This window comes from Caulobacter segnis (assembly GCF_019931575.1).
GTDB classification, from domain to species: Bacteria; Pseudomonadota; Alphaproteobacteria; order Caulobacterales; family Caulobacteraceae; genus Caulobacter; species Caulobacter segnis_C.
On the sequence record NZ_CP082923.1, the window covers coordinates 804,698 to 830,071 of the forward strand.

Annotated in this window: 22 protein-coding genes; 14 read left to right on the forward strand and 8 right to left on the reverse strand. The window is 69.3% G+C overall.

Going from position 1 to position 25,374, the window contains the following annotated elements:
* Positions 1–78 precede the first annotated feature (78 nt).
* The 7 genes from K8940_RS03800 to K8940_RS03830 all read right to left on the reverse strand — a co-directional run bounded on the left by K8940_RS03800 (position 79) and on the right by K8940_RS03830 (position 7,157).
* Positions 79–615: a response regulator gene (locus tag K8940_RS03800; protein WP_223393203.1), complete on the reverse strand. Its 537-nt coding sequence runs from the start codon at positions 613–615 to the stop codon at positions 79–81.
* Positions 616–793: 178 nt separating this feature from the next.
* Positions 794–1,912 (reverse strand): chorismate synthase, encoded by a 1,119-nt coding sequence (gene aroC, locus K8940_RS03805; protein ID WP_223393204.1) that lies wholly within the window; start codon positions 1,910–1,912, stop codon positions 794–796.
* Between the two features lie 124 nt (positions 1,913–2,036).
* Positions 2,037–2,267: a DUF6289 family protein gene (locus K8940_RS03810; protein WP_223393205.1), complete on the reverse strand. Its 231-nt coding sequence runs from the start codon at positions 2,265–2,267 to the stop codon at positions 2,037–2,039.
* A 120-nt stretch (positions 2,268–2,387) separates the two neighbouring features.
* Entirely contained in the window at positions 2,388–3,740 is a 1,353-nt protein-coding gene (locus K8940_RS03815; RefSeq protein WP_223393206.1) for a pectate lyase, read from the reverse strand.
* A gap of 98 nt (positions 3,741–3,838) precedes the next feature.
* Positions 3,839–5,170 carry a M56 family metallopeptidase gene (locus K8940_RS03820; RefSeq protein ID WP_223393207.1) on the reverse strand — a complete coding sequence of 444 codons (1,332 nt, stop codon included), beginning with the start codon at positions 5,168–5,170 and terminating at the stop codon, positions 3,839–3,841.
* 14 nt (positions 5,171–5,184) lie between these two features.
* A complete protein-coding gene (locus tag K8940_RS03825; RefSeq protein ID WP_263285790.1) occupies positions 5,185–6,786 on the reverse strand; it encodes a M56 family metallopeptidase in 1,602 nt (533 codons plus the stop codon).
* Positions 6,786–7,157: a BlaI/MecI/CopY family transcriptional regulator gene (locus K8940_RS03830; RefSeq protein ID WP_223393208.1), complete on the reverse strand. Its 372-nt coding sequence runs from the start codon at positions 7,155–7,157 to the stop codon at positions 6,786–6,788. Before K8940_RS03830 ends, K8940_RS03825 begins: the two co-directional genes overlap by 1 nt.
* Before the next feature lie 140 nt (positions 7,158–7,297).
* Between K8940_RS03830 and K8940_RS03835 the strand changes: the two genes are divergently transcribed.
* Both K8940_RS03835 and K8940_RS03840 read left to right on the forward strand, forming a co-directional pair.
* Complete coding sequence (locus K8940_RS03835; protein WP_223393209.1) at positions 7,298–7,780, forward strand: hypothetical protein; 483 nt, start codon at positions 7,298–7,300, stop codon at positions 7,778–7,780.
* 67 nt (positions 7,781–7,847) lie between these two features.
* Positions 7,848–8,816, forward strand: a complete 969-nt coding sequence (locus K8940_RS03840) for a bifunctional helix-turn-helix transcriptional regulator/GNAT family N-acetyltransferase (RefSeq protein WP_223393210.1) — start codon at positions 7,848–7,850, stop codon at positions 8,814–8,816.
* Positions 8,817–8,933: 117 nt separating this feature from the next.
* Here the strand turns inward: K8940_RS03840 and K8940_RS03845 are convergent, their stop codons facing one another.
* Complete coding sequence (locus K8940_RS03845) at positions 8,934–10,253, reverse strand: aspartate aminotransferase family protein (RefSeq protein ID WP_223393211.1); 1,320 nt, start codon at positions 10,251–10,253, stop codon at positions 8,934–8,936.
* 79 nt (positions 10,254–10,332) lie between these two features.
* On the opposite strand from K8940_RS03845, the gene K8940_RS03850 reads away from it, so the two are divergent.
* The 12 genes from K8940_RS03850 (at position 10,333) to K8940_RS03905 (ending at position 25,301) form a co-directional block, all read left to right on the forward strand.
* Positions 10,333–11,028 (forward strand): GntR family transcriptional regulator, encoded by a 696-nt coding sequence (locus K8940_RS03850; RefSeq protein ID WP_223393212.1) that lies wholly within the window; start codon positions 10,333–10,335, stop codon positions 11,026–11,028.
* Between the two features lie 64 nt (positions 11,029–11,092).
* Positions 11,093–12,583: an aldehyde dehydrogenase gene (locus K8940_RS03855; RefSeq protein WP_223393213.1), complete on the forward strand. Its 1,491-nt coding sequence runs from the start codon at positions 11,093–11,095 to the stop codon at positions 12,581–12,583.
* A gap of 7 nt (positions 12,584–12,590) precedes the next feature.
* A complete protein-coding gene (locus K8940_RS03860; protein ID WP_223393214.1) occupies positions 12,591–14,033 on the forward strand; it encodes an NAD-dependent succinate-semialdehyde dehydrogenase in 1,443 nt (480 codons plus the stop codon).
* A complete protein-coding gene (locus tag K8940_RS03865) occupies positions 14,030–15,385 on the forward strand; it encodes an aspartate aminotransferase family protein (protein WP_223393215.1) in 1,356 nt (451 codons plus the stop codon). Before K8940_RS03860 ends, K8940_RS03865 begins: the two co-directional genes overlap by 4 nt.
* A gap of 130 nt (positions 15,386–15,515) precedes the next feature.
* Positions 15,516–16,895 carry a glutamine synthetase family protein gene (locus tag K8940_RS03870; RefSeq protein ID WP_223393216.1) on the forward strand — a complete coding sequence of 460 codons (1,380 nt, stop codon included), beginning with the start codon at positions 15,516–15,518 and terminating at the stop codon, positions 16,893–16,895.
* A 152-nt stretch (positions 16,896–17,047) separates the two neighbouring features.
* Entirely contained in the window at positions 17,048–18,142 is a 1,095-nt protein-coding gene (locus K8940_RS03875) for an ABC transporter substrate-binding protein (protein WP_411675579.1), read from the forward strand.
* Between the two features lie 125 nt (positions 18,143–18,267).
* Entirely contained in the window at positions 18,268–19,188 is a 921-nt protein-coding gene (locus tag K8940_RS03880; RefSeq protein ID WP_223393218.1) for an ABC transporter permease, read from the forward strand.
* Positions 19,185–20,054: an ABC transporter permease gene (locus K8940_RS03885; protein WP_223393219.1), complete on the forward strand. Its 870-nt coding sequence runs from the start codon at positions 19,185–19,187 to the stop codon at positions 20,052–20,054. The genes K8940_RS03880 and K8940_RS03885 overlap by 4 nt, the downstream gene beginning before the upstream one ends.
* 53 nt (positions 20,055–20,107) lie before the next feature.
* Positions 20,108–21,175, forward strand: coding sequence for an ABC transporter ATP-binding protein (locus tag K8940_RS03890; RefSeq protein ID WP_223395761.1), 1,068 nt, complete (start codon positions 20,108–20,110; stop codon positions 21,173–21,175).
* Positions 21,176–21,221: 46 nt separating this feature from the next.
* Positions 21,222–22,625 (forward strand): aspartate aminotransferase family protein, encoded by a 1,404-nt coding sequence (locus K8940_RS03895; protein WP_223393220.1) that lies wholly within the window; start codon positions 21,222–21,224, stop codon positions 22,623–22,625.
* Entirely contained in the window at positions 22,622–24,022 is a 1,401-nt protein-coding gene (locus K8940_RS03900; RefSeq protein ID WP_223393221.1) for a glutamine synthetase family protein, read from the forward strand. The genes K8940_RS03895 and K8940_RS03900 overlap by 4 nt, the downstream gene beginning before the upstream one ends.
* Positions 24,015–25,301 (forward strand): NAD(P)/FAD-dependent oxidoreductase, encoded by a 1,287-nt coding sequence (locus K8940_RS03905; RefSeq protein ID WP_223393222.1) that lies wholly within the window; start codon positions 24,015–24,017, stop codon positions 25,299–25,301. Before K8940_RS03900 ends, K8940_RS03905 begins: the two co-directional genes overlap by 8 nt.
* Positions 25,302–25,374 lie beyond the last annotated feature (73 nt).

Consider the following 25,374-nt stretch of genomic DNA (forward strand, 5'->3'; position numbering starts at 1 on the left):
TCACAAAACGCTGTTCACCGGGTTCTACCGGGCGAAGGGTTTAAAATCTCCGCGTCGGATGGCCGCGCCGTGGCGTTTCTATGCCCGAGGTGTGTGCTTCGGTCCCTGGAGGGCGTCCACATAGGTCACGCCCCGGTCCTCGTCGCGCCGCCGGTCGCCCTGGTAGCGGGCGCCGTCGCGGCGGCGGCGGTCAGGGCCGACATAGGCCTGGCTGCGCACGAACGGGCGCGGGTTCTCGATCAGCAGACTTAGGCGATGAATGACGCCGCGCGCGGTCACTGGCTTGGCCAGGAATTCGTTGACCCCGGCGTCGCGCGCCTCGTGCACCCGGCGCTCGGTCGAGTGGCCGGTGATCATCACGATCGGGCAGAACGGGTTGGGGCTGTCGGGCGAGCGGCGGACCAGGTTGACGAACTCGATGCCGTCCAGGCCCTTCATCGACAGGTCGGTGAACACCACGTCGATCGCGACCTTGCGCAGGATCGTCAGGGCTTCGGCCCCGTCCAGCGCCTCATAGACCTGGCGCACGCCGATGGCGCGCAGGATCTCGATCAACAGCAGCCGCATGTGCGGATTGTCGTCGACCAGCAGAATCTTCAGGAGATCGAACCGCACGCGCCGAGCCCCCTCCGCCATCGCGCCCTGATTTGGCAATCTATGCGGGTGTTGCTCCCGTCTCAAGCTTGCTCCGGCGAGCCTTTACGCTTGCAAACGTATGCGCGTCAATCGAAAAGCCGAGGTAAATCAGAGGTAAGGCCAATGTGACCGAGGTTCTCTGACCTATGTTCTCCGGTCAGCGGTGCTCGCCTGGCGCGAACACGTGGCCGCCGGTCTGGCCGCGATGGCGCAGGAAGGCGTCGGCTAGCACGCAGGCGGTCATGGCTTCCACCACCGGCACGCCGCGGATGCCCACGCAGGGATCGTGGCGGCCCTTGGTGCGCAGGTCGATCTCCTCGCCGGCCTCGTTGAGGGTCTGACGCGGGATCAGGATCGACGAGGTCGGCTTGAAGGCCACGCGGGCCACCACCGGCTGGCCGGTGGAGATGCCGCCCAGCACGCCGCCGGCGTGGTTGGACAGGAACAGCGGCTGGCCGTCGTCGCCCATGCGCATGGCGTCGGCATTGTCCTCGCCGGTCAGGGCGGCGCTGGCGAAGCCCTCGCCGATCTCGACGCCCTTGGCGGCGTTGATCGACATCAGGGCGGCGGCCAGTTCGGCGTCCAGCTTGCCGTAGAGCGGCGCGCCCCAGCCGGCCGGGACGCCCGTGGCCTCGACCTCGACGACGGCCCCGGTCGAGGAGCCGGCCTTGCGGATCGTCTCCAGGTGCTCTTCCCAGATCGGGATGGCGGCTGCGTCCGGCGACCAGTAGGGGTTCTGCTCGGTTTGCGCCCAGTCCCAGTTGTCGCGGTTGATCTTGTGCGGGCCGATCTGCACCAGGGCGGCTCGGATCGTCACGCCGGGGATCACCAGCCGCGCCACGGCGCCGGCCGCTACCCGCGCGGCCGTCTCGCGCGCCGAGCTGCGGCCGCCGCCGCGATAGTCGCGGACGCCATACTTGGCGAAATAGGGATAGTCGGCGTGGCCGGGGCGGAAGGCCTGGGCGATCTCGCCGTAGTCCTTGGACCGCTGGTCAGTGTTCTCGATCATCAGGCTGATCGGCGTGCCGGTCGTGCGCTGGCCATTCGAGCGCTCGTCCTCGAACACGCCCGACAGGATCTTCACCGCGTCCGGCTCCTGGCGCTGGGTGACGAACTTGCCCTGGCCGGGGCGGCGCTTGTCGAGGAAGCCCTGGATCATCTCGGCCGTCAGGGCGATGCCCGGCGGCACGCCGTCGACGACGCAGCCGAGCGCCGGGCCGTGGCTTTCGCCCCAGGTGGTGACGCGGAACAGGTGACCGAAGGTGTTGTGCGACATGGGCCGGCTTCTAGCGGAAACGGGGCCGGGTCGCAAAAGGGGAACGGTTATTGCGCCAGGGCGGCGGCAGGATGAAGAACCTCCCCCGAAGGGGAGGTTCCCGGAAGCGTACGCCCAACGGCCCCTATTCGCAGGGGAAGGTCTCGGTCACGTAGTAGGGCGTCTTCACGCCCCAATAGAGGTTCGTGTAGCCGTTGCAGTACCGGGTCTCGGCCCCCACCTCGGTGGTGTACGAGGCGTCATCGTAATAGGTGCGGTCCCACCCGAACGGCGGGGCCGACAGGGCCGCGGCCGGAAGGAAGCTCAGGGCGACGGAGCCGACCAGAGCGATCGTCGTGGCAAGTTTGCGGATCATCACAGTCTCCACGTGGACGAGGCTGCGGGAGGTCATCTCCCACACAACTTGAGACTGTATTAAACTGCGTCGGGCGTCACGCCCTAAGATTGAAAATGACGATTACTCGCGTGTAGTCGCTCAGCTTGCCCGCACCTTCGCCGCATCAGCCAGATAGAGCTCCAGGTTCGTCCACCCGTCCTTGCCCACGACCGCCCCGTCAGGCTTTCTCGGATCCAGCCCGTGAGCCTTCTCCCAGGCGTCGGGCATGCCGTCGCCGTCAGAGTCCCTGGCCGCCTTGCCCTCCGGCAGGACCGGCCAGCCGCCGACGTCGGCCTGGGTGTCGATCACCTTGCCCTGTCGCGTCTTCACGCCGTCCAGGATCCGCCGGTCCACGGGATCGCGCCACACCGAGGCGCCGGCGTCGGCCAGGACGCGCTCATAGGTCTTGTCGGCTGGTTCGGGCGTCACCGCGCCCACGTCCAGCGGCGCGGACAGGCGATAGCCGGCCGGCTCGGGAATGGTGAAGGTCACCAGGCTCCAGGGATCGGCCGGAACCGCGCCGGCCATGCTGTTGCCGGCGAACCAGGCCTTGGCCAGGCTGTTGCTCTCCTGGAAAGCGACGTTCTTTCCCGAGTTCGGGCCCGGGACATAGGCGTTGTCGACGAAGTTGTACGCCGCCAGGGCCGCCTTGTCGGCGTCGTAGCCGGCATGGCCCTTGCCCCAGTTGTAGAAGACGTTCGAGCGGAAATCGAAGAACGCCCCGACCGGGTCCTTGTCCGGGCCCTCGTAGTTGCCCGGGCGCGGCATGCGGGCCATATGGTTGGCCCACAGATTGTGGTGGAAGCTGATCTTGCTGCCGTCGCCGCCGCGCACCAGGCTGCCGTAGCCGTGGTCGCCCTTGACGTGGATCGAGTGGGCCAGGCTCTCGGCGATGATCGACCACTGGACGGTCAGATCATAGAAGCCCTGACCAGGCCGGTCGTAGCGGGCCGAGGCCGACAGGGTCTCGTCAACCGACCAGCTGGCCGAGACGTGGTCCAGGATGATCCGCCGGCCGCCCGAGATCCAGATCGCGTCGCCCTCGACCTTGCTCTCCGCGCCCAGGCGCGAGCGGATGAAGCGGATGATCACGTCGTCGGCGCTGATGACGAAGGTCTGGTCGCGCAGGGTGATCCCGCCGCCCGGCGCGGTCTGGCCGGCGATGGTGATCTGGCCGTTGCTGATCTTCAACTCGCGCTTCAGCTGGATGGTGCCGGCGACGTCGAAGACGACCGTGCGCGGGCCCTTGGCCTCGATCGCGGCGCGCAAGCTGCCGGGGCCGTCGTCGTCCAGGTTGGTGACCCGCAACACCGCGCCGCCTCGGCCGCCCGCGCTGAACCGGCCCGCGCCCTCGGCGCCGGGGAAGGCCAGGACGTCGCCCGCCAGGGCCGAGCCGGCCGCGAGCGTCAGGGCGAGCGCGCCGACGGCGGCGCTGAGGTGGCGAGCAAGCATGGTCCGTCCCCGAAAGCGACGATGGGATGCTTGGTCCCGCCGTCTGGTCAGGGGCGAAAATGCAGAGGTGAACCGGCTTTGTCCACCGGTGTCATAGGCTACATGACGACGTTCAGCGTCACGCGGGATCGGTCGCCCACCATCGTGTTGACCACTTCCAGCTGCTTGATCGCCCCGTCCGGCAGGGCTGTGGCGTCGAAGCCCGCCGGCGGGGCCTCGCCGTTGACCAGCACGGTGGTCTCGGGCGGACGCAGGCGGCCGCGGATCTTGACGTGGCCGTGATAGGTCGAGACCTGGCCGTCGGGGATCTTCAGGCGGCCCTTGACGATCTCGGCGTTGGTGACCCGGACGTAGTCCGAGCGGATGTCGATGTATTGGCCATTCTGGTCGGAGGTGATCACCGTCCGGCTGCGGCTTTGGGTCTCGCCCTGCTGGGCCAGGGCGATCGAGCCGACGGTGGCGGCGGCCACGGCCAGCATGCCGGCCAGGGTCAGGGTGGCGCGGCGCGCGAAGCTGGCCGGGGCGCGGGGATCGGTGATGGCTTGCAGGCGCATGAGGGTCGGTCTCCTTCCCTTGCCGGTGAAGGCCGGGTGCAGGGCGGGCGCGGCGCGGGTGCGCAGCACGTCGATCAGGGTCTCGGCGTAGTGGCGGCGCACCGCCGGCCCGGCGTTCTCCAGGGCCAGGGCGTCGGCCAGCTCTTCCCGAGCGGCGGCCGCGCGAGCCCGAAGCGCGGCGTAGGGCGGGACCATCCAGAACAGGCCGCCCAGCAGGTGCTCGGCCAGCAATCGCCAGTTGTCGCCGCGCTTCAGGTGGGCCAGTTCGTGGGCGCAGATCGGAACCAGGCGCGGGACGTCCAGACGCGCGACCAGGTCGGCGGGCAGCAGGATGACCGGCGTGGCCAGGCCCGCCAGCAGCGGCTGGTCGATGGCGTCGCTGACCTTCACCTCGGGCCGGCCGGTGTCCATGCGGCGGGCGGCGGCGCGGACGGCCAGGGCCAGCTCCTGCGAGACCGGACGGGCCTCGCGGACGATGCGCTTCAGCTTGGCGCGGCCCAGGATCTGGCGCGTCGCCGCGACCGCCAGGCCGCCCAGCGCGCCCAGGATCAGCACGCCGCCCAGGGTCTCGACGCCGTTGAAGCCCGACAGCGCCCGCACCGAGGCTTCGTTCATCGCCGCGCCGGCCGAGGCGACGGCCTTGGAGGTCAGCGCCGCCTGATAGACAGGGGCGGTGGTCTCCTCGGGCAGGGCCGAGGCGCCGACCATCAGGGCCAGGACCGCGGGCGGCAGGGCGATGGCCCGGCTCCAGGCGCGCGCCCGGGGTTCGGGATCGCCGGTCAGCCGATCGGCCGTCTTGCCCAGCGCCCAGCCCAGGCCGCTGGCGGGCCAGGCGGCGACGAGGGCGAGGGCGGCGGACGCGAACAGAGGGTGCATGGTCTCCTCCTGCTCTAGCGGGACCAGGGATCGTTGCGTTCGTTGGTGATCGTGACGCCGACGCTGGTCCTGGACGTGGATGTCGCGCGACTCCTCGCCGACGGATCGAGGACCTTGATCCGTCGGGACAGATCCTCGCCGGCGTTGGCGGGTACGGTGATCCGGACAGTGTTCTGGACGTCGGTGCGGACCACGATCGACGGCTCGGCCGCGGCCCGCGCGTCGAAACGGGGCTGCGGGTTCGGGGTAGGCTGCGGGTTGGGCCGTGGATCAGGCTGCGGGCGCGGATCGGGTCGCGGCGACAGCGAGCCCATGGCCGCCATTGGGGCCGCCATCGGGGCCGGCGCGGGCGGCGAGACGGGGGCGGGGCCGGCCATCGGCGCGGGCGGCGCCGGCGGGGCGGGTGACGTGACGCTGGCGACGGCGTCGACCGGTTCGGCGGCGGGAGCGGCCTGGGCCTGCATCGGCGCGGCCTCGGCGGCCGGGGTCGCGTCCTCCGCCATTGCGCGAACGGTCGTGGCGTCGGCGGCGTCCTGGGCGGCGACGGCGCGGGTCGCCTCGGACGCCTGGCGGACCTGCTCGACCTCGGCCGAGGCGGCTTCGGGCGGCGCCAGGCGGCGGGCCTGGTCGGCCAGGGCCAGCGAGCCGGCGCCGGTGGCCGCCGTCAGCACGCCGCCCAGGGCGACGGCCAGTCCGACGCGGACCGCCGAGACGCCGCCGCCCGGCCGCAGGATGGCCGACAGGCGCATGCCGACCAGGCCGCGATCGCGACCGGTGAAGGCCGACTCGAAGGTGGGCGAGGGCGCGGCGCTCATCCGCAGGGCCTCGACCAGCACGCGGGCGTAGTCGCGGCGGACCTCGGGCGCGGCGCCGTCCAGGGCGGTCAGGTCGCAGACCGCCTCGCGGGCGGCCAGCATGCGGCCGCGCAGGGCGCCGACCGGCGGGGTCAGCCAGAACAGGCCGGCCAGGGCCTCCTCGGCCGGGATCCGCCAGTTGTCGCCCCGGCGCAGGTGGGCCAGCTCGTGGCCGCAGATCAGCGCCAGGCGCTGGGTGTCGGTCGTCTCGACCAGGGCCTTGGGCAGCAGGATCGTCGGTCGACGCGCGCCGGCCAGCAGCGGCGCGGCGATCTCGGCGCTGATCCGCACGCCGGGGACCTTCACGCCCAGGCGCGCGGCGCGCTGGCGGACGGCCTCGACCAGGCTGGCGTCCTGGCAGGGTTCGGCCTGGGCGCGGATGGCCGCCAGGCGACGGCGGCCCCGCTCCAGGCGCCAGCCGCGCGCCAGCAGGCCAGCGCTCGACAGGACGACGAGGCTCCAGGCCAGCCGGTCGGCCAGCTCGGCTTCGGGCGTCCAGGCCGGGGCGGCGGCCGTGACGCGCGTCGCCGCGACGACGGGCGGCGCCACGGCGGCGGGCGCCGCCGGCCTCGGCGCGAAGGTCAGGGCCACGGTCGCGGCCAGGGCGCCGGCGGGCAGGGCGTAGGCCAGGCTCCAGGCGGCGGCGCGCGGGCGCGGATCGTCGGTCAGGCGTTCGACCAGGCGGCCCAGGCCCAGGCCCAGGACGCCGACGGGCCAGGCGGCGACCAGGCCCATGGCGGTGGAAGCGAGCAGAGGATGCATCACTCGGCGTCCTTCTTGCTGGTGTTGAGCAGGGTCTCCAGTTCCTGGATCTCGGTCTCCGACAGGATCTGGCTGCCGGCGAAGGCCGAGGCCGGCAGGCGGCCGTCGATCTCCAGGAGGCCGCGCAGGCGGTTCAGCACCCCGCCGATCACGTCGACCTTGCCCTTGTGCGCCTCGTAGACCGCCAGGCCGTGCACCGAGCGGCGCACCAGCAGGCCCTTGGCCACCATCCGCTCCAGCACGGTGCGGGTGGTCGAGGCGCTCCAGCCCAGTTCGGGCTCGATCAGACCCTGCGCCTCCCGGGCGCTCATCGCGCCGCCGCGCCAGAAGGCCTTCAGCACTTCCAGTTCCAGGTCGGAGGGTTCGGTCATGAGGTGAAGCCTTCGTGATGTCGTGAGTACGCTACAAATGTAACGAGGTGGCGTCAAGTGTGATGAACGACGTTCGTCGGTGACAGGCGCGGCATCTTGATTTACAAGCGTACGTCAAGATTACAAATGTGAGTTTACTCATGGCCACCGATCAGGTCCGTATCGGCAAGCTGCCCCTCGAAGGTCGCGCGCCAAGTCGTTGGCGCTGGGCGCCGATCGTCCTCGGCTTTGCGGCGCTGATCGGCGTCGGCGCCGAGGTCACGGCGCGCCATGATCGCGCCGAACGGGCGCGCCGGGATGCGTACTGGCGCGTCGATGGCCCGCCCTGCGCGCCGCTCGACCCTACGATCTTCCGAAGCCTTCGCCGCTATCCGCAGGCCACGCCCTACGACGAGATCCTGTATCGGCGGGCCGGCGGGACGATGACCTGCACGCATCTGGTCGACCGGATCGGGGGCGAGAAGGTCCGCTACCCGATCTGCAAGTTCAACGCGCCGGACTATCTCGCCGTGTCGCTTGGCGGGCGCGACAGGTTCTACGACCTCACGGCCGCGCGCTCGGCCGCCGTCACCGTCATCGGAAACGAAATTCGCTGCGTCGTCATCCCGCCCTTCAGAATGTGATCGGCCTTGCCTTCGCGCCATTTTCATAGCTAGCTATATAGCGCGCTATGAAAATGGAGGTTCGATCATGGAAGTCGATCTGCTGGCGGGGTTCGGCGTGGGGTTCCTGGGCAGCCGGCTCAAGCGGCTGGCCGAGCGGATGCAGGCCGACGCGGCCGAGGTGGCGCGGTTCCTGGACCTGCCGGTGCAGCCGGCCCAGATGTCGATGCTGATGACCATCCGCCTGCACGGCCCGATCACCGTGGGCGAGCTGGCCGAGCGCCTGCAACTGGCCCAGCCCACCATCACCCGGGCCCTGGGCGCGCTGGGCGCGTTCGTCGAGGCGCGACGGGCGCCGGGCGACGCGCGCTCCAAGTCCCTGGCCCTCACCCCGGCCGGCGAGGCCCTGCTGGTCCGGGTCCAGACAGAGCTGCTGCCTCGCATCGAACCGGCCGCCGCCGAGCTGGTTCAGGGCCTGTCCGGCGACTTCATGCAGGGCCTGGCCAAGGTCGAGGCCCGGCTTGCCGAAAGATCGCTGCTGGAGCGCATCCAGGCCGCCGGCCGCCCGGCTATGTGGGCCCGCGACTTCTCCGACGACCTGGCCGAGACCTTCCACCAGATCAACGCCGAATGGATCGGCGAGATGTTCGCCCTGGAGCAGAACGACATCGACCTGCTGTCACGGCCGCGCGAGCTGATCCTGGACAAGGGCGGGGTGGTGCTGTTCGCCGAGACCCCGGAGCTGGGCGTGGTCGGCACTTGCGCCCTGATGGTCTCCAAGGACGGCTGGGTCGAGCTGACCAAGATGGGGGTGCTGAAGAGCGCGCGCGGCCTCAAGGTCGGCGAGTTCCTGCTGGCCAAGACCCTGGAGCGCGCCGCCAGCCTGGGCATGGACAAGGTCTATCTGCTGACCAACAAGAAATGCGGCCCGGCCATCCACCTCTACGAGAAGCTGGGCTTCGTCCACGACGCCGAGATCATGCAAAAGTTCGGCGCGCGCTACGAGCGCTGCGACGTGGCGATGTCGTATCGGCCGACGCCGCAGGCCCCCACCTGACCGCTTCGCGGTCGTCCGCCCCCAGAGGGGGGCGGAAGTTGATCCGCGCCCCTTCTTCCCCCTCCGGGGGAGGAGCGCCGCAGGCGCGGAGGGGGCAAGCGTGGGTCGAAAGCCGCCCTAGTCCACCCTCCCCAGCACCTTTCGGATCGTCTCCACCATCCGGTCGATGTGCGCCTTCTCCAGGATCAGCGGCGGCGACAGGGCGATGATGTCGCCGGTGACGCGGATCAAGAGGCCTTCGTCGAAACAGGTCTCGAAGACCTCCATGGCCCGGGCGGTGGGCGCGCCGGGGCGGGATTCCAGCTCGACGCCGGCGACCAGGCCGAGGTCGCGGATGTCGATGACGTGCTGGGCGTCGGCCAGCCCGTGGACGGCTTCGCGCCAGTAGCCCTCGATCGCGGCGGCGCGGGCGAAGAGGTCGTCCTCCTGGTAGGTCTCCAGGGTGGCGATGCCGGCCGCGCAGGCCAGCGGGTGGGCCGAATAGGTGTAGCCGTGGAAGAGCTCGATCGGCGCGTCGGCGCCCTCCAGCATGGCGTCGTAGATCGCCGTGGAGGCCGCGACCGCGCCGGCCGGGACGGCGGCGTTGGTCAGGCCCTTGGCCAGGCACATCAGGTCGGGCGTGACGCCGAAGCGGTCGGCGGCGAACGGGGCGGCCAGGCGTCCGAAACCGGTGATCACCTCGTCGAAGATCAGCAGGATGTCGTGCTTGTCGCAGATGGCCCGCAGGCGCTCCAGATAGCCCTGGGGCGGGACCAGCACGCCGGTCGAGCCGGCCACCGGCTCGACGATCACGGCGGCGATGTTGGAGGCGTCGTGCAGGGCGACGATCCGCTCCAGGTCGTCGGCCAGGTGAGCGCCGTGCTCGGGCTGGCCCTTGGCGAACCGGTTGCCGGCCACGCCGTGGGTGTGGGGCAGGTGGTCGACGCCGGTGAGCAGGGACCCGAAGTACTTGCGGTTGGTCGGGATGCCGCCTACCGAGATGCCGCCGAAGCCGACGCCGTGATAGCCGCGCTCGCGACCGATCAGGCGGGTCTTGGTCCCCTTGCCCCGGGCGCGGTGATAGGCCAGCGCGATCTTCAGGGCGGTGTCGACCGACTCCGAGCCGCTGTTGGTGAAGAAGATCCGGTCCAGCCCCTTCGGTGTGATCTGGGCCAGGCGCGAGGCGAACTGGAAGGCCAGCGGATGGCCCATGTTGAAGCAGGGGGCGTAGTCCATCTCGGCCGCCTGCTTCTGGATGGCCTCGCGGATCCTGGGCCGGTCGTGGCCGGCGTTGACGCACCATAGGCCCGAGGTGGCGTCCAGGACCTCGCGGCCGTCGGGCGTGCGGTAGAACATGCCGCTGGCGCTGGCCAGCATCCGCGGATGGCTCTTGAACCGCCGGTTCGGCGTGAACGGCATCCAGAAAGCGTCGAGATCGTTGGCGCCGAAGTCGGGCATGGCGGGAGAACTCCATCCGGGTATTGCATTGTGATCGCAATTGCGACCCAACTTGCAAGCCCTTCACGGAACGCGCCGGATGAAGACCCGCAAGCCGCTCGCAGATTCGACAGCCGTCCACGACCAGATCTACGAGGCGATCCGCCAGGCGTTGATCACGGGGCGGATCGCGCCGGGCAAGGGTGTGTCCTTGCGCAGCCTGGCCGCCGAACTGGGGGTCAGCCCCATGCCGGTGCGCGACGCGGTCCGCCGACTGGTGGCGGAACGCGCCCTGGCGATCAATCCGGCCAACAAGCGCCTCAGCGTGCCGTCCCTGACCGCCGACCGGCTGGAGCAGCTGTCCATGGCCCGCCTGTGGGTCGAGCCAGAGCTGGCCGCCAGAGCCGTCGCCAACGCCGACGCCAGCCTGGTCCGCCAGCTGCAGGCCATCGACGCCGATGTCGACGAGGCCCTGAGATTGGGCGACGTCGATCGCTACATGACCGCCAACCACGCCTTCCACTTCGCCCTCTACGAGCGAGCGGGGGCCGAGGTGCTGCTGGCCATGGCCGGCGGTCTGTGGCTGCAGGTCGGGCCGTTCATGCGGGTGGTGTTCGGCCGCGTCGGCGCCGACGGCCTGGTCGCCGATCGCCATGCTGAAGCGATAGAGGCCTTGCGCGCCCGCGACCCCGAGGGCGCCCGCCGCGCCATCGCCGCTGACCTTTCCGAAGGCATGGACAAGATGCGGGTCGCCGTCGAAGCCGGCAACGGGGCGACCATCGGAGCGGCGCCATGAGTCGGGCGCTTGACACTTCCGGTTCGCCGGAAAACTGTGATCACAATAGTCCGGATTTTCCCGCGTGACCTTGCCCGCCGACATTTCCGAGCGTCTCTCGCGCCTGGCCCTGCCTGGGCAGGCGATCATCGACGGCGCGCGGGTCGAGGCGGCTTCGGGCGCGACCTTCCACAACGTCTCGCCGCGTGACGGCCTGGTGCTGAACCAGGTGGCCGCCTGCCAGGCCGAGGACGTCGCCCGCGCCGTGGCCAGCGCCCGCGCCGCCTTCGAGGACGGCCGCTGGCGCGACCAGGGGCCACGCGCCAAGAAGAAGGTGCTGTTCCGCCTGGCCGAGCTGATGGAGCGCGACGCCGAGGAGCTGGCCCTGCTGGAGAGCCTGGACGTCGGCAAGCCGATCCGCGACGCCCGCAATGTCGACGTGCCGCTGGCGATCGGCACCTGCCGCTGGTACGCCGAGGCGTTGGACAAGGTCTATGGCGAGGTCGGCGCGTCGCCGGTCGATCGCCTGAGCTATGCGGTGCACGAGCCGCTGGGCGTGATCGGCGCGATCGTGCCGTGGAACTTCCCGCTGCACATGGCGATGTGGAAGGTCGCCCCGGCCCTGGCCATGGGCAATTCCGTGGTCCTGAAGCCCGCCGAGCAGTCGCCGCTGACGGCCTTGAAACTGGGCGAGCTGGCCCTTGAGGCTGGGCTCCCGGCCGGGGTGCTCAACGTCGTCCCCGGTCTGGGCGGCGTGGCGGGCGAGGCCCTGGCCCTGTCGATGGACGTCGACATGATCGCCTTCACCGGCTCGGGTCCGGTGGGCCGCAAGCTGATGGAATATTCGGCCCGCTCGAACCTGAAGCGGGTCAGCCTGGAGCTGGGCGGCAAGTCGCCCCAGATCGTCTTCGCCGATTGTCCCGACCTGGACGCCGCCGCCGAGGCCGCCGCCTGGGGCGTGTTCTATAACCAGGGCGAGGTCTGCACCGCCGCCTCGCGCCTGCTGGTCGAGGCGTCGATCAAGGACCGGTTCCTGGAGAAGGTGGTCGCGGTCGCCAAGGGCATGGCCGTCGGCGATCCCCTGGATCCGGCCACCCAGTTCGGCGCCATGGTCAGCGAGCGGCAGATGAACACCGCGCTGGACTACATCGCCACCGCCGACAGCCAGGGCGCGCGCCGCGTGCTGGGCGGTTCGCGCATTCGCCAGGACAGCGGCGGCTTCTATGTCGAGCCGACCATCTTCGACCGGGTCGAGGCCGACCACACCCTGGCCCGCGAGGAAGTGTTCGGGCCGGTCCTGAGCGTGCTGACGTTCAAGGACGAGGATCAGGCCGTGCGCCTGGCCAACGACACCGTCTACGGCCTGGCCGCCGGCCTGTGGACCTCGGACATCAACCGCGCCCTGCGCGGGGCGCGGCGGCTGAAGGCCGGGCTGGTGTGGGTCAACGGCTGGGACGCCTGCGACATCACCATGCCGTTCGGGGGCTTCAAGCAGTCCGGTTTCGGCCGTGACCGCAGCCTTCATGCGTTGCACAAGTACGCCGACCTGAAGTCGGTGTCCGTGACGCTGAGGTGAGTATCCCATGACCCTGAATCTCGTTGAAACCGAAGCCTTCATCGACGGCCTCTGGATCGAGGGCGACGAGACCTTCGAGGTGCTCAATCCCGCCGACGGGACGGTGATCGCCAAGGTCGCCGACCTGGGAGCCGGCGAGACCCGCGTGGCCATCGAGGCCGCGCATCGGGCCTTTCCAACCTGGGCGGCGAAGACGGCGAAAGAGCGCGGCGCGATCCTGAGGAAGTGGAGCGACCTGATGCTCGCCCACACCGAGGACCTGGCCCGGTTGATGACCGCCGAGCAGGGCAAGCCGCTGGCGGAGTCGCGGGGCGAGGTGGCCTATGGCGCGGCGTTCATCGACTGGTTCGCCGACGAGGCCAAACGCGCCTACGGCCACACCATTCCCTCACCGATGCCGGGCAAGCGCCTGGCCTCGATCAAGCAGCCGATCGGTGTCTGCGCGGCCATCGCGCCGTGGAACTTCCCGATCGCCATGATCACCCGCAAGGTCGGGCCGGCCCTGGCCGCCGGCTGCACGGTGGTGGTCAAGCCGGCCGCCGAGACGCCGCTGTGCGCCTTGGCCATCGCCCGGCTGGCGACCGAGGCCGGCGTGCCGCCCGGCGTGCTGAACGTCGTCACCGGCAAGGACTCCAGCGCCATCGGCAAGGCGCTGTGCGAGGACGGCCGGGTGCGCAAGCTGTCGTTCACCGGCTCGACCCCCGTGGGCAAGGTGCTCTATGGCCAGTGCGCCGGCACGATGAAGAAGCTCAGCCTGGAGCTGGGCGGCAACGCGCCCTTCATCGTCTTCGACGACGCCGACCTCGAGGCCGCCGTCGACGGCGCCATCGCCTCCAAGTACCGCAACACCGGCCAGACCTGCGTCTGCGCCAACCGCCTGATCATCCAGGCGGGTATCCACGACGCCTTCGTCCATCGTCTGGCCGAAAAGGTCGCGGCGATGAAGGTGGGACCCGGAACGGGCGAAGGCGTCACCATCGGTCCGCTGATCAACGACAAGGCCATCATCAAGGTCGAGGCCCTGGTGCGCGAGGCCGTCGCGGGCGGGGCCAAGGTGGTGACCGGCGGCGACCGCCACGACCTGGGCGGGCTGTTCTACCAGCCCACGGTGCTCTCCGACGCGACGCCGGACATGCGCCTGTTCCAGGAGGAGATCTTCGGTCCCGTCGCCCCGGTCGTGAAGTTCCACACCGAGGAGCAGGCGATCGAGCTGGCCAACGCCACGCCCTTTGGTCTCGCCGCCTATTTCTACAGCCGCGACGTCGGCCGCTGCTGGCGCGTAGCCGAGGCGATCGAGGCCGGCATGGTCGGCATCAACGAGGGCCTGATCTCCACGGAGGTGGCGCCGTTCGGCGGCGTGAAGGAATCCGGCCTGGGCCGCGAGGGCGCGTCCGAGGGTTTGGATGAGTACTTCGAGACGAAGTACCTCTGTTTCGGCGGGGTGGGATGATCGCTGAGCTCACCCGCACCGCCACGGACCTCCTCGCCGACGAGCGCGCGCGGTTCGTCGCCGACCATCCGCGCTCGATCGCCATGGCCAAGGCCGCGGCCGGCGTCTGGCGCGGCGGCGCGCCAATGCACTGGATGAACGACTGGGCCAGCCCCAGCCCGATCTTCGCCGCCCAGGGCGTCGGGGCCCAGGTCACCGACGTGGATGGGAAGCTCTATGACGACTTCTGCCTGGGCGACACGCCGTCGATGTTCGGGCATGGCGACGCCTCGGTGGCCGCCGCCGTCGCCGACCAGATCAAGCGCGGGGCGGGGTTCATGCTGCCGACCGCCTCGGCGGTGATCGTCGGCAAGCTGCTGGCCGAGCGCTTCGGCCTGCCGCTGTGGCAGACGACGACCACGGCCAGCGACGCCAACCGCGCGGCGATCCGCTGGGCGCGGGCGGTGACCCAGCGCCCGAAGGTGCTGGTGTTCGACGGCTGCTACCATGGCATGGTCGACGACGCCTTCGTGGTCTTGAAGGACGGCGCCCGGGTGATGAAGCCCGGCCTGCTGGGCCAGGTCCACGACCTGACCGCCACCACCTGGGTCGTGCCGTTCAACGACCTCGCGGCCCTGGAGAATGCCCTGGCCTCGGACCAGGTGGCCGCCGTCCTGGCCGAGCCGGTGATGACCAACTGCGGGATGATCCTGCCCGAGCCCGGCTTCCATGACGCCCTGCGCAAGCTGACCCGCGACGCCGGGACCCTGCTGATCATCGACGAGACCCACACCATTTCGACCGGGCCCGGCGGCTACACCCGCGCCCATGGCCTGGAGCCCGACATCTTCGTCCTGGGCAAGGCCGTCGCCGGCGGCGTGCCGGCCGCCGTCTGGGGCGTCACCGCCGAGCTCTCGGCGCGGATGGATGAAGCCCAGGCGCGGATTGGTCCGGGCCAGTCCGGCATCGGCACCACGCTGTCGGGCAACGCCCTCGCCATGGCCGCCATGCGGGCGATGCTGTCCGAGGTGATGACCGACGCGGCCTACGCCCGGATGCTGGCCGGCGCCGACCGTCTGGTTGCGGGGCTGAGGGGCGTGATCGCTTCGCGGAAGCTTCCGTGGTCCGTCGTCCATGTCGGCGCCCGCGTCGAACTGGTCTTCGCAGATCCGCCGCCGAAGAACGCCGCCCAGATGCGGAAACTGCTGGACCACGACGCCGTGGAAGCGCTGCATCTGTGGCTGATCAACCGAGGGGTGCTGATCGCGCCCTTCCACAACATGATGCTGGTCTCGCCCGTCACCGAGGACGCGGCGATCGACCGGCTGGTCGCGGCCGTGGACGGCTTCGCGACCGCGATGGGGGACGCATGACAGAATTTCCGCTCATCCCCGCGAAAGCGGGGACCCAAGCCGAGGCTCGGATTTCACTCAGCGCTCAAATTGGCAAGGCCGCTTGGGTCCCCGCTTTCGCGGGGATGAGCGGTATTGAGGAGGGCGGCGCATGAGCATGGTGGCTGACCTGAAAGAATGCCGGGACTTCCTGGCCGCCCATCCGCAGGTGAAGTTCGTCGACGTGTTCTTCACCAGCATGACCGGCGTGCCGCGCGGCAAGCGGCTGCGGATCCACGAGCTGGAGGCGATCTACGAGTACGGCCGCTTCCTGCCGGGCTCGATCCTGGTGGTCGACACCCTGGGCGCCGACTGCGAGGACACCGGCCTGGTCTGGGAGGACGGCGACGCCGACCGCCGCGCGCGGCCCGTGCCGGGGACCCTGACCCTGGCGCCATGGCTGGGTCCCGACGTCGCCCAGGTGATGCTGTCGCTGTACGAACTGGACGGGACGCCCAACGACCTCGATCCGCGCCACGTGCTGCAACGGGTGCTGGACCGCTACGCCGCCGACGGCCTGACCCCCGTCGCGGCCTGCGAGCTGGAATACTACCTGGTCGACCTGGAGCGCGGCCCGAACGGCGAGCTGCAGCCGGCCAAGTCGATGCAGACGGGCCTGCGCCCCAGCGGCATCCAGGTCTATGGCCTGCCCGAGCTGGAGGCCCACGCCCCGTTCCTGCGCGAGCTGTGGGACACGGCCGACACGATCGGCGTGCCGCTGGAAGGGGCGATCTCGGAGTTCGCCCCGGGCCAGGTCGAGCTTACCTTGAAGCACAAGCCCGACGCCCTGCGCGCCGCCGACGACGCGGTGCTGTACAAGCGCGCCGCCAAGGGCGTGGCCTTGCGACATGGCTGCGAGGCGACCTTCATGGCCAAGCCGTGGAGCGACCGCGCTGGCAACGGCTTCCACGTCCATCTCAGCGTCAACGACGCGGACGGAAACAACCTGTGCGCCGCCGAGGACCTGGAAGGTTCGCCGCTGCTGAAACAGGCCATCGCCGGCATGAAGGTTCTGCTGGGCGAGGGCATGGCGATCCTGGCGCCGAACGCCAACAGCTATCGCCGCTTCAAGGCCAACTCTTACGCGCCCGTCGCCCCGACCTGGGGCGTCAACAACCGCACCGTCTCGCTGCGCGTGCCGGCCGGCCCGCCCAAGACCCGCCACGTCGAGCATCGCGTGGCCGGCGCCGACGCCAATCCGTACCTGGTGCTGGCGGTGCTGCTGGCCAGCGCCCACCACGGGATCAAGAACAAGCTGGATCCCGGCCCGGCGGTGGTTGGCGACGGCTACGCGGCGGCGGCCAAGGAGAACATCCGGCTGCCCAGCAACTGGTTCGCGGCGGTCGACCTGTTCGAGCAGTCGGCCGTGCTGCGCGACTATCTCGGCGACCGCTTCGTGGACATGTTCGTCTCGGTCAAGCGCACGGAACAGGCGCGCTTCTTCGAGGTCGTCACCGAACTGGATTTCGACTGGTACCTCCGCAACGCCTAGAGCGTGATAGCCGACAGGCGGCCATCACGCTCTAGAATGTAAGTAAACGAGCCTGTTCATCCGTTTTCGGATGAGTATCCGAAGACGGACAGGCTCTCGGGCTGAGTAGCGCCCAAGGCAGAGCCATCACACGGAACATGAGGGAGTTTCGAATGAGCGGATACAGGAACGGCGGGGCCTCGCGGCGCTCGCTTCTGACGGCCTTCGGGGCGGCGGCCATCGGCTTCAGCTTCACGGCCTGCGGCGAGAAGCCCAAGGCCACGGGCGCCGGCGGCGAAGAGCCCAAGCTGAACTTCTACAACTGGGACACCTATATCGGCGAAACCACGCTGGGCGACTTCAAGAAGGCGTCCGGGATCGACGTGAACATGAGCCTGTTCGCGACCAACGACGAGCTGTTCGCCAAGCTCAAGGCGGGCAATCCGGGCTTCGACGTCATCGTGCCGTCGAACGAGTTCGTGACCCGCATGGGCCAGGCCGGCATGCTGGAGCCGCTGGATCACGCCAAGATCCCGAACATCAAGAACATCGACCCGTCGTTCCTCAATCCGGACTTCGACCCGGGCCGGAAGTACTCGATGCCCTACACCTGGCTGCTGCTGGGCATCGGCTATCGCAAGAGCAAGGTCGACGGCGTGCCCGACAGCTGGAAGTGGCTGTTCGACAGCGACAAATACAAGGGCCGCATCGCCCTGCTGTCGGAGAGCGCCGACCTGGTCCGCCTGGCGGCCAAGTACCTGGGTCACTCGGTCAACAACATCCCCGAGGACATGCTGCCGAAGATCGAGCAGATGCTGATCAAGCAGAAGCCGTTCGTGAAGGCCTTCCACGACGACAACGGTCAGGACCTGCTGGTCTCGGGCGAGGTCGATCTGGTGCTGGAGTACAACGGCGACATCGCCCAGGTGATGAAGGACGATCCGGACCTCGACTTCGTGGTGCCCAAGGAAGGCTCGCTGATCAACAGCGACACCCTCTGCATCCCGAAGGGCGCGCCGCGGCCGAACAACGCCCACGCCTTCATCAACTACCTGCTGGACGCCCAGGCCGGCGCCGAGATCAGCAAGACGATCCTCTACCCGACGCCCAACGCGGCGGCCAAGGCGCTGATGCCGGACGACTACAAGAACAACAAGGTCATCTTTCCGCCCGCCGACATCATGGCCAAGTGCGAGTACGGCGCCTTCGAGGGGGCCGAGAAGGCCAGCCAATACGAGGAACTGATCACCCGGGTGCGGGCGGCCTAGGCGCGGTGAAGTCAAATCCTCCCCCTAGCGGGGGAGGTGTCGCCGCGGGCGACGGAGGGGAAAGTTCTGCTGGCCCCGCGACTTCCCCCTCCGGCCTTCGGCCGCCTCCCCCGCTGGGGGGAGGATTGGAGAACGTGATGGAACAATCCTGGAAACAGGCAAAGGCCGTCTTCGCCGCGGCGCTGGGACCGCCGCTGGTGTGGCTGGTGCTGTTCTTCCTGGCGCCCATGGCGATCGTCTGGGCCTACAGCTTCGGCCACAACGAAGGCCTGACGCAGATCGCCATCACCGGCACCTTCGGCAACTACGCCCGGGCGATCGAGCCGCTGTACCTGAAGATCTTCCTGAAGTCGGCCTGGGTGGCGGGGCTTACCACGGGCCTGTGCCTGGTGCTGGGCTTCCCGGTGGCCCTCGCCATCACCTTCGCCTCCGACAAGGCCAAGACCTGGCTGCTCTTGCTGATCATGCTGCCGTTCTGGACGAACCTCCTGATCCGCACCTACGCCCTGATCGCGGTGCTGCGCACCGAGGGCTACGTCAACCAGAGCCTGGAATGGCTGTGGAAGGGCGGCGGCGGTCTCGCCGCGCTGGTGGGCCTGCAGCCGCTGGGCGACTTCCAGCCGCTGGAGCTGCTGCACAACAATTTCGCGGTGATCCTGGGCCTCGTTTACGTGCACCTGCCCTTCATGGTGCTGCCGCTCTATTCGGCCCTTGATCGCCTGGACAAGTCGCTGCTGGAGGCCAGCCTCGATCTCGGCGCCGGGCACATGCGGACCCTGTTCAAGGTGGTCGTGCCCCTGGCCCTGCCGGGCATCGCCTCGGGGATCCTGATCACCTTCATCCCGGCCCTGGGCGCCTATCTGACGCCGGATCTGCTGGGCGGGCCCGACAGCCAGATGATCGCCAATATCATCGAGCGTCAGTTCAAGCGCGCCAACGACTGGCCCTTCGGCGCGGCCATGTCGTTCGTGCTGATGTACCTGACCTTCATCGCCATCGCGATCCAGGCGGTCCTGGCCAAGCGCACCCCGGAGGCCAAGGGATGAGCAAGAAATCTCCCCCCGGTCCGCTCGAATATCTCCGCCGCTGGCCGATGCAGGCCTGGCTGGCGATGGTGGGGATCTTCCTCTACGCGCCCCTGATCGCCCTGATGGCGTTCAGCTTCAACGACAGCCGGCGCAACATCGTCTGGAAGGGCTTCACGCTCAAATACTACGACAAGCTTTTCAACGACTCCGCCCTGCTGGAGGCGTTCGGCAACAGCCTGACGATCGCGGCGGTCTCGACAGTGATCAGCCTGTTCCTCGGCGCGGCCGCCGCCCTGGTGCTGTGGCGCTTCCGCTTCCCCGGCAAGACCGCCCTGGACGGCGCTTTGGCTCTGCCCATCGTGGTGCCCGAGATCTGCATGGGCGTGGCCATGCTGGTGTTCTTCGCCAAGGTCATGCCCTGGCCCCAGGGGCTGGCGTGGCCGCTGAACCTGGGGGCGATCATCATCGCCCACGTGTCGTTCTCGTTCCCGTTCGTGGCGGTGGTGGTGCGCGCGCGCATGGCCAGCTTCAACCGCGAGATGGAGGAGGCCGCCCGCGACCTGGGAGCCGGCGAGTTCCGCACCATCAAGGACGTGATCCTGCCGCACATGGCCCCGTCGCTGGTGGCCGGAGCCTTGCTGGCCTTCACGCTGAGCCTGGACGACTTCGTCATCACCTTCTTCACCGCCGGTCCGGACACCGTGACCTTCCCGGTGAAGGTCTATTCGATGGTCCGCTTCTCGGTGACGCCCGAGGTCAACGCGGCCTCGACGGTGCTGATCGTGCTGACCGTGCTGCTGACCGCGGCGGCGCTGAAACTGCAGGGGGATCCGGCCGCGACGGCGGGTCATGGGCCTAAGGACTTGGGGGGCGAGAAGCCGTGAGCGAACCGAAATCGATCATCACCTTCGAGAACGTCACCAAGCGCTTCGGCAAGATGGTGGCCGTCGACAATGTCTCGCTGACCATCAACGAGGGCGAGTTCTTCTCGCTGCTGGGCCCGTCGGGCTGCGGCAAGACCACGCTGCTGCGGATGCTGGCCGGCTTCGAGACCCCGACCGAGGGCCGGATCCTGATCGATGGCCAGGACATCTCGACCGTGCCGCCGAACAAGCGGCCGGTGAACATGGTGTTCCAGTCCTACGCCGTGTTCCCGCACATGACCGTGGCCGACAACGTCGCCTACGGCCTGGTGGTCGACAAGGTCGCCAAGGCCGAGCGCGACCGCCGCGTCGACGAGGCGCTGGAGCTGGTGCAACTGGGCGGCCTGGGCCATCGCAAGCCCGACCAGCTGTCGGGCGGGCAAAGGCAACGCGTCGCCCTGGCCCGGGCCCTGGTCAAGCGTCCACGCGTCTTGCTTTTGGACGAGCCGCTGTCGGCCCTGGACGCCAAGCTGCGCGAGCAGATGCGCACCGAGCTGTGCACCCTGCAGGAGAAGGTCGGGATCACCTTCATCATGGTCACCCACGACCAGGACGAGGCCCTGGCGCTGGCGTCGCGCTGCGCGGTGATGAGCCGGGGCGTGCTGCAGCAGGTGGCCACGCCCAGCGACCTCTACGAATTCCCCAACAGCCGGTTCGTGGCCGACTTCATCGGCAGCGTGAACCTGTTCGAGGGCGTGCTGGCCGTCGACGAGCCCAGCCACGCGGTGATCAAGTCGCCGGACCTGCCGGTCGACATCTTCCTGGACCACGGCGTCACCGGCCCGCGCGGCGGCGCCGTCTGGGCGGCGATCCGGCCCGAGAAGATCGAGCTGCACAAGAAGGAGGGTGATACGCCGCCGAACCTCGGCGACTGCCCTCACGGCACCAATGCGGTGGCCGGCGTCATCAAGCACGAGGCCTATCTGGGCGGCCAGTCGACCTACGAGGTCGAGATTTCAGGCGGCCGGCGCGTGAAGGTGCACCGCTCGAACCTGACCCGCTGGGACCAGGAGGACTTCAAGCTGGGCGAGACCGTCTGGCTGTGCTGGCACGCCTGCTCGCCGGCGGTGCTGCTGAGCTGATCCACAAGTCTTTCAAATAAAAAGAAAATTCGTCAGGAAGCCACCAATGACCGTCCCGATCCGCAACCACGACATCGCCGAACTCCGGCGCCTGGACCTGGCCCACCACCTGCCGGCCCAGGCCGACCACAAGGTCATCGCCGAGCTGGGCGGCAGCCGCATCGTCACGCGCGCCGACGGGGTCTACATCCACGACGGCGAGGGTCACCAGATCCTGGACGGCATGGCCGGCCTGTGGTGCGTCAATGTCGGCTACGGCCGCACCGAGCTGGCCGAGGCCGCCTACGAGCAGATGCTGGAGCTGCCGTACTACAACACCTTCTTCAAGACCGCGACGCCGCCGACCGTGACCCTGGCGGCCAAGATCGCGCAGAAGATGGGCGGCCATCTGACCCACGTGTTCTTCAACTCGTCGGGCTCGGAAGCCAACGACACGGTCTTCCGCCTGGTCCGCCATTACTGGAAGCTCAAGGAGCAGCCCCAGCGGACGGTCTTCATCAGCCGCTGGAACGCCTATCACGGCTCGACCGTGGCCGGCGTCTCGCTGGGCGGCATGAAGCACATGCACAAGCAGGGCGACCTGCCGATCCCGGGCGTCGAGCACGTCATGCAGCCCTACCAGTTCGGCGACGGCTTCGGGGAGGATCCGGCCGTCTTCCGCGACCGCTGCGTGAAAGCCATCGAGGACAAGATCCTCGAGGTCGGCCCCGAGAACGTCGCGGCCTTCATCGGCGAGCCGGTGCAGGGGGCGGGCGGGGTGATCATCCCGCCGGACGGCTACTGGCCGGCGGTCGAGGCGGTGTGCCGCAAGTACGGGATCCTGCTGGTCTGCGACGAGGTGATCTGCGGCTTCGGGCGGCTGGGCCAGTGGTTCGGCCACCAGCACTACGGGATCAAGCCGGACCTGATCGCCATGGCCAAGGGCCTGTCGTCCGGCTACCTGCCGATCTCGGCCGTCGGCGTGGCCGACCACATCGTCGCCGAGCTGCGCGAGAAGGGCGGCGACTTCATCCACGGCTTCACCTATTCGGGCCACCCGACGGCGGCGGCCGTGGCGCTGAAGAACATCGAGATCCTGGAGCGCGAGAAGCTGGTCGAGCGCACCCGCGACGACACCGGCCCCTATCTGGCCAAGGCGCTGGCCAGCCTGAACGATCACCCGCTGGTCGGCGAGACCCGGTCCCTGGGCCTGATCGGCGCCGTCGAGATCGTCCGCGAGAAGGGCACGAACCACCGCTTCCTCGACAAGGAGGGCGAGGCCGGGCCGATCGTGCGGGATCTCTGCATTAAGAACGGCCTGATGGTCCGCGCCATCCGCGACAGCATCGTCTGCTGCCCGCCGCTGATCATCACCCACGCCGAGATCGACAAGCTGGTCGCGATCATCCGCCAGTCCCTGGACGAGGCCGAGCCCACGCTGCGGGCGCTCAAACCGGAGGCGGTGTCATGAAGCCCAAGCACAGCAAGGCCAAGCGCGACAGCATCCTCAATCGCGGGGTCTCGACCCTGGAGGAGGCGCAGAGCTGGTTCGCCCGCCAGGCCATCGAGGAGATCGAGTGCGTGGTGCCGGATCTGGCCGGCGTGGCGCGCGGCAAGATCATGCCGGTGCGCAAGTTCCTGGGCACGCCGTCCATGAACCTGCCGCTGGCGGTGTTCTACCAGACCATCACCGGCGACTTCCCCGAGTTCGAGGGGGCGGTGAACGCGGTGCAGTCGGACACCGACATCTTCCTGACTCCGGACTTCGCCACCCTGGCCGCCGTGCCGTGGGCCCAGGACCCGACCGCCCAGGTGATCCACGACGCCTTCCACCCCGACGGCCGCCCGGTCGAGGAGGCCCCGCGCCAGGTGCTGCGGCGGGTGCTGGCGCTGTACGCCGAGAAGGGCTGGGTCCCGATCGTGGCCCCGGAGATCGAGTTCTACCTCGTCGACAAGAACACCGACCCCGACTACCCGCTGAAGCCCCCGATCGGCCGCTCGGGCCGGCCCGAGACCGGGCGGCAGGGCTATTCGATCAGCGCGGTCAACGAGTTCGATGCGCTGTTCGAGGACATGTACGAGTACTCCGAGCGCCAGGGCCTGGAGATCGACACCCTGATCCACGAGAGCGGCGTGGCCCAGATGGAGATCAACCTGCGGCACGGCAATCCGCTGGAACTGGCCGACCAGGTGTTCATGTTCAAGCGCACCATCCGCGAGGTGGCGCTGGAACACGAGATCTACGCCACCTTCATGGCCAAGCCGATGGCGACCGAGCCGGGCAGCGCCATGCACATCCACCAGTCGATCGTCGACAAGGATGGCGACAACCTGTTCTCGCACCGCAAGTCGGGCGAGGAGACGGCCCTGTTCCACGGCTTCATCGCCGGGCAGCAGACCTACCTGCCGGCGATCATGGCCATCCTGGCGCCGTACGTGAACTCCTACCGCCGGATCGCCCGCGACAGCGGCGCGCCGGTCAACACCCAGTGGGGCTACGACAACCGCACCTGCGGCCTGCGCGTGCCGCCGTCGGATCCGTCGAACCGCCGGCTGGAGAACCGCATCCCCTCGTCGGACGCCAATCCGTACCTGGCCATCGCGGCCTCGCTGGCGGCGGGCTATCTGGGCATGGTCCAGGGGCTGAAGCCCACCGCGCCGGTCGACACCGACGCCAGCGTGCTGGGCGTGCAGCTGCCGCGCAGCCTGTCGGAATCACTTAAACTGTTCGAACAGTGCGAGCCCCTGGTCGAGATCCTGGGCCCGATCTTCTGCCAGGCCTATGACCGCGTGAAACAGGCCGAGTACGAGACCTTCATGCGCACGATCAGCCCGTGGGAGCGGGAGTTCCTGCTGCTGAATGTCTGACGCCTCCGGACTGTCGGCCTGGGGCGCGGGGAACTGGTACGCGGCCACCGCGACCGGCGTCCTCGATTTGCCGCCGCTGGCGGGCGACCTTTCGGTCGATGTCTGCATCGTCGGCGCCGGCTTCACCGGTCTCGGCGCCGCGCTGGCCTTGGCCCCCCGCGCCAAGGTCGTGGTGCTGGAGGCCGGCCGCGTCGGCTGCGCCGCCACCGGTCGCAACGGCGGGCAGGTCCATACTGGCCAGCGGCGCGACCAGGCCTGGCTGGAAAAGGCCGTCGGCCGTGACGACGCCCTGGCCCTGTGGCGTCTCGCCGAAGACGCCCGCGCCCACTTCAGGACCCTGACCGACGCCATCCACTGCGACTGGCGGCCGGGCATGATCCACGCCCGCCACAAGCCGAACGGCGAGGCAGAGGACGCGGCCTATATCGACCTGATGGCGGGCCGCTACGCCTACGACCAACTGGACCTGATCGGCGAGGCCGACCTCGCCGACGAACTGGGGACCGACGTCTATCACGGCGGCCTGATCGATCGCGGCGGCGGGCACGTGCATCCGCTGAACCTGGCCCTGGGCATGGCGCGCGCGGCGATGGCGGCGGGCGCGGCGATCCACGAGCACAGCCGCGCCAAGGCGTGGCGGCGCGAAGGCGGCCGGATCGTCGTCGAGACCGCGACCGGCCGGGTGACCTGCGACCAGCTGATCCTCTCCGGCGACGGCTTGCTTGACGGCATGGCGGGCGGGGCCCGATCGCGGGTCATGCCGATCAACAACTTCATCGCCGTCACCGCGCCGCTCGGCGACCTGGCCGATGCGATCATCCGCTCGAACGCGGCGGTGTCGGACAGTCGCTTCGTCGTGAACTACTTCCGCAAGACCCCCGACGGTCGGCTGCTGTTCGGCGGCGGCGAAAACTATCGCCACGACTTCCCGCGCGACATCGCCGGCATGGTCCGCACGAACCTCGCCAAGGTCTATCCGCGGCTGGCGAACGTTGCGATCGCCCACGCCTGGGGCGGGACCCTGGGCATCACCATGAGCCGCATGCCGTTCGTCGGCGAGCTCGCGCCGGGCGTGCGCGTCGCCTCGGGCTATTCAGGCCAGGGGGTGATGCTGGCGCCGTATGTCGGCAAGCTGCTGGGCCAGGCGGCGCTGGGCCAGACCGCCGGCGTCGACCTGCTCTCCCGCCTGCCGACCCCGCCGTTCCCAGGCGGCCGCCTGCTGCGCTGGCCGCTGACGGTTGCGGGCTTGACCTGGTACGCGTTGAGGGATCGTCTGTAGCGAGGGGCGTCTTCTCCTCCCCTCTTGGGGGAGGGGGGCCGGCGAACGCGGGCGGAGGGGGCTTTGGGGCGAG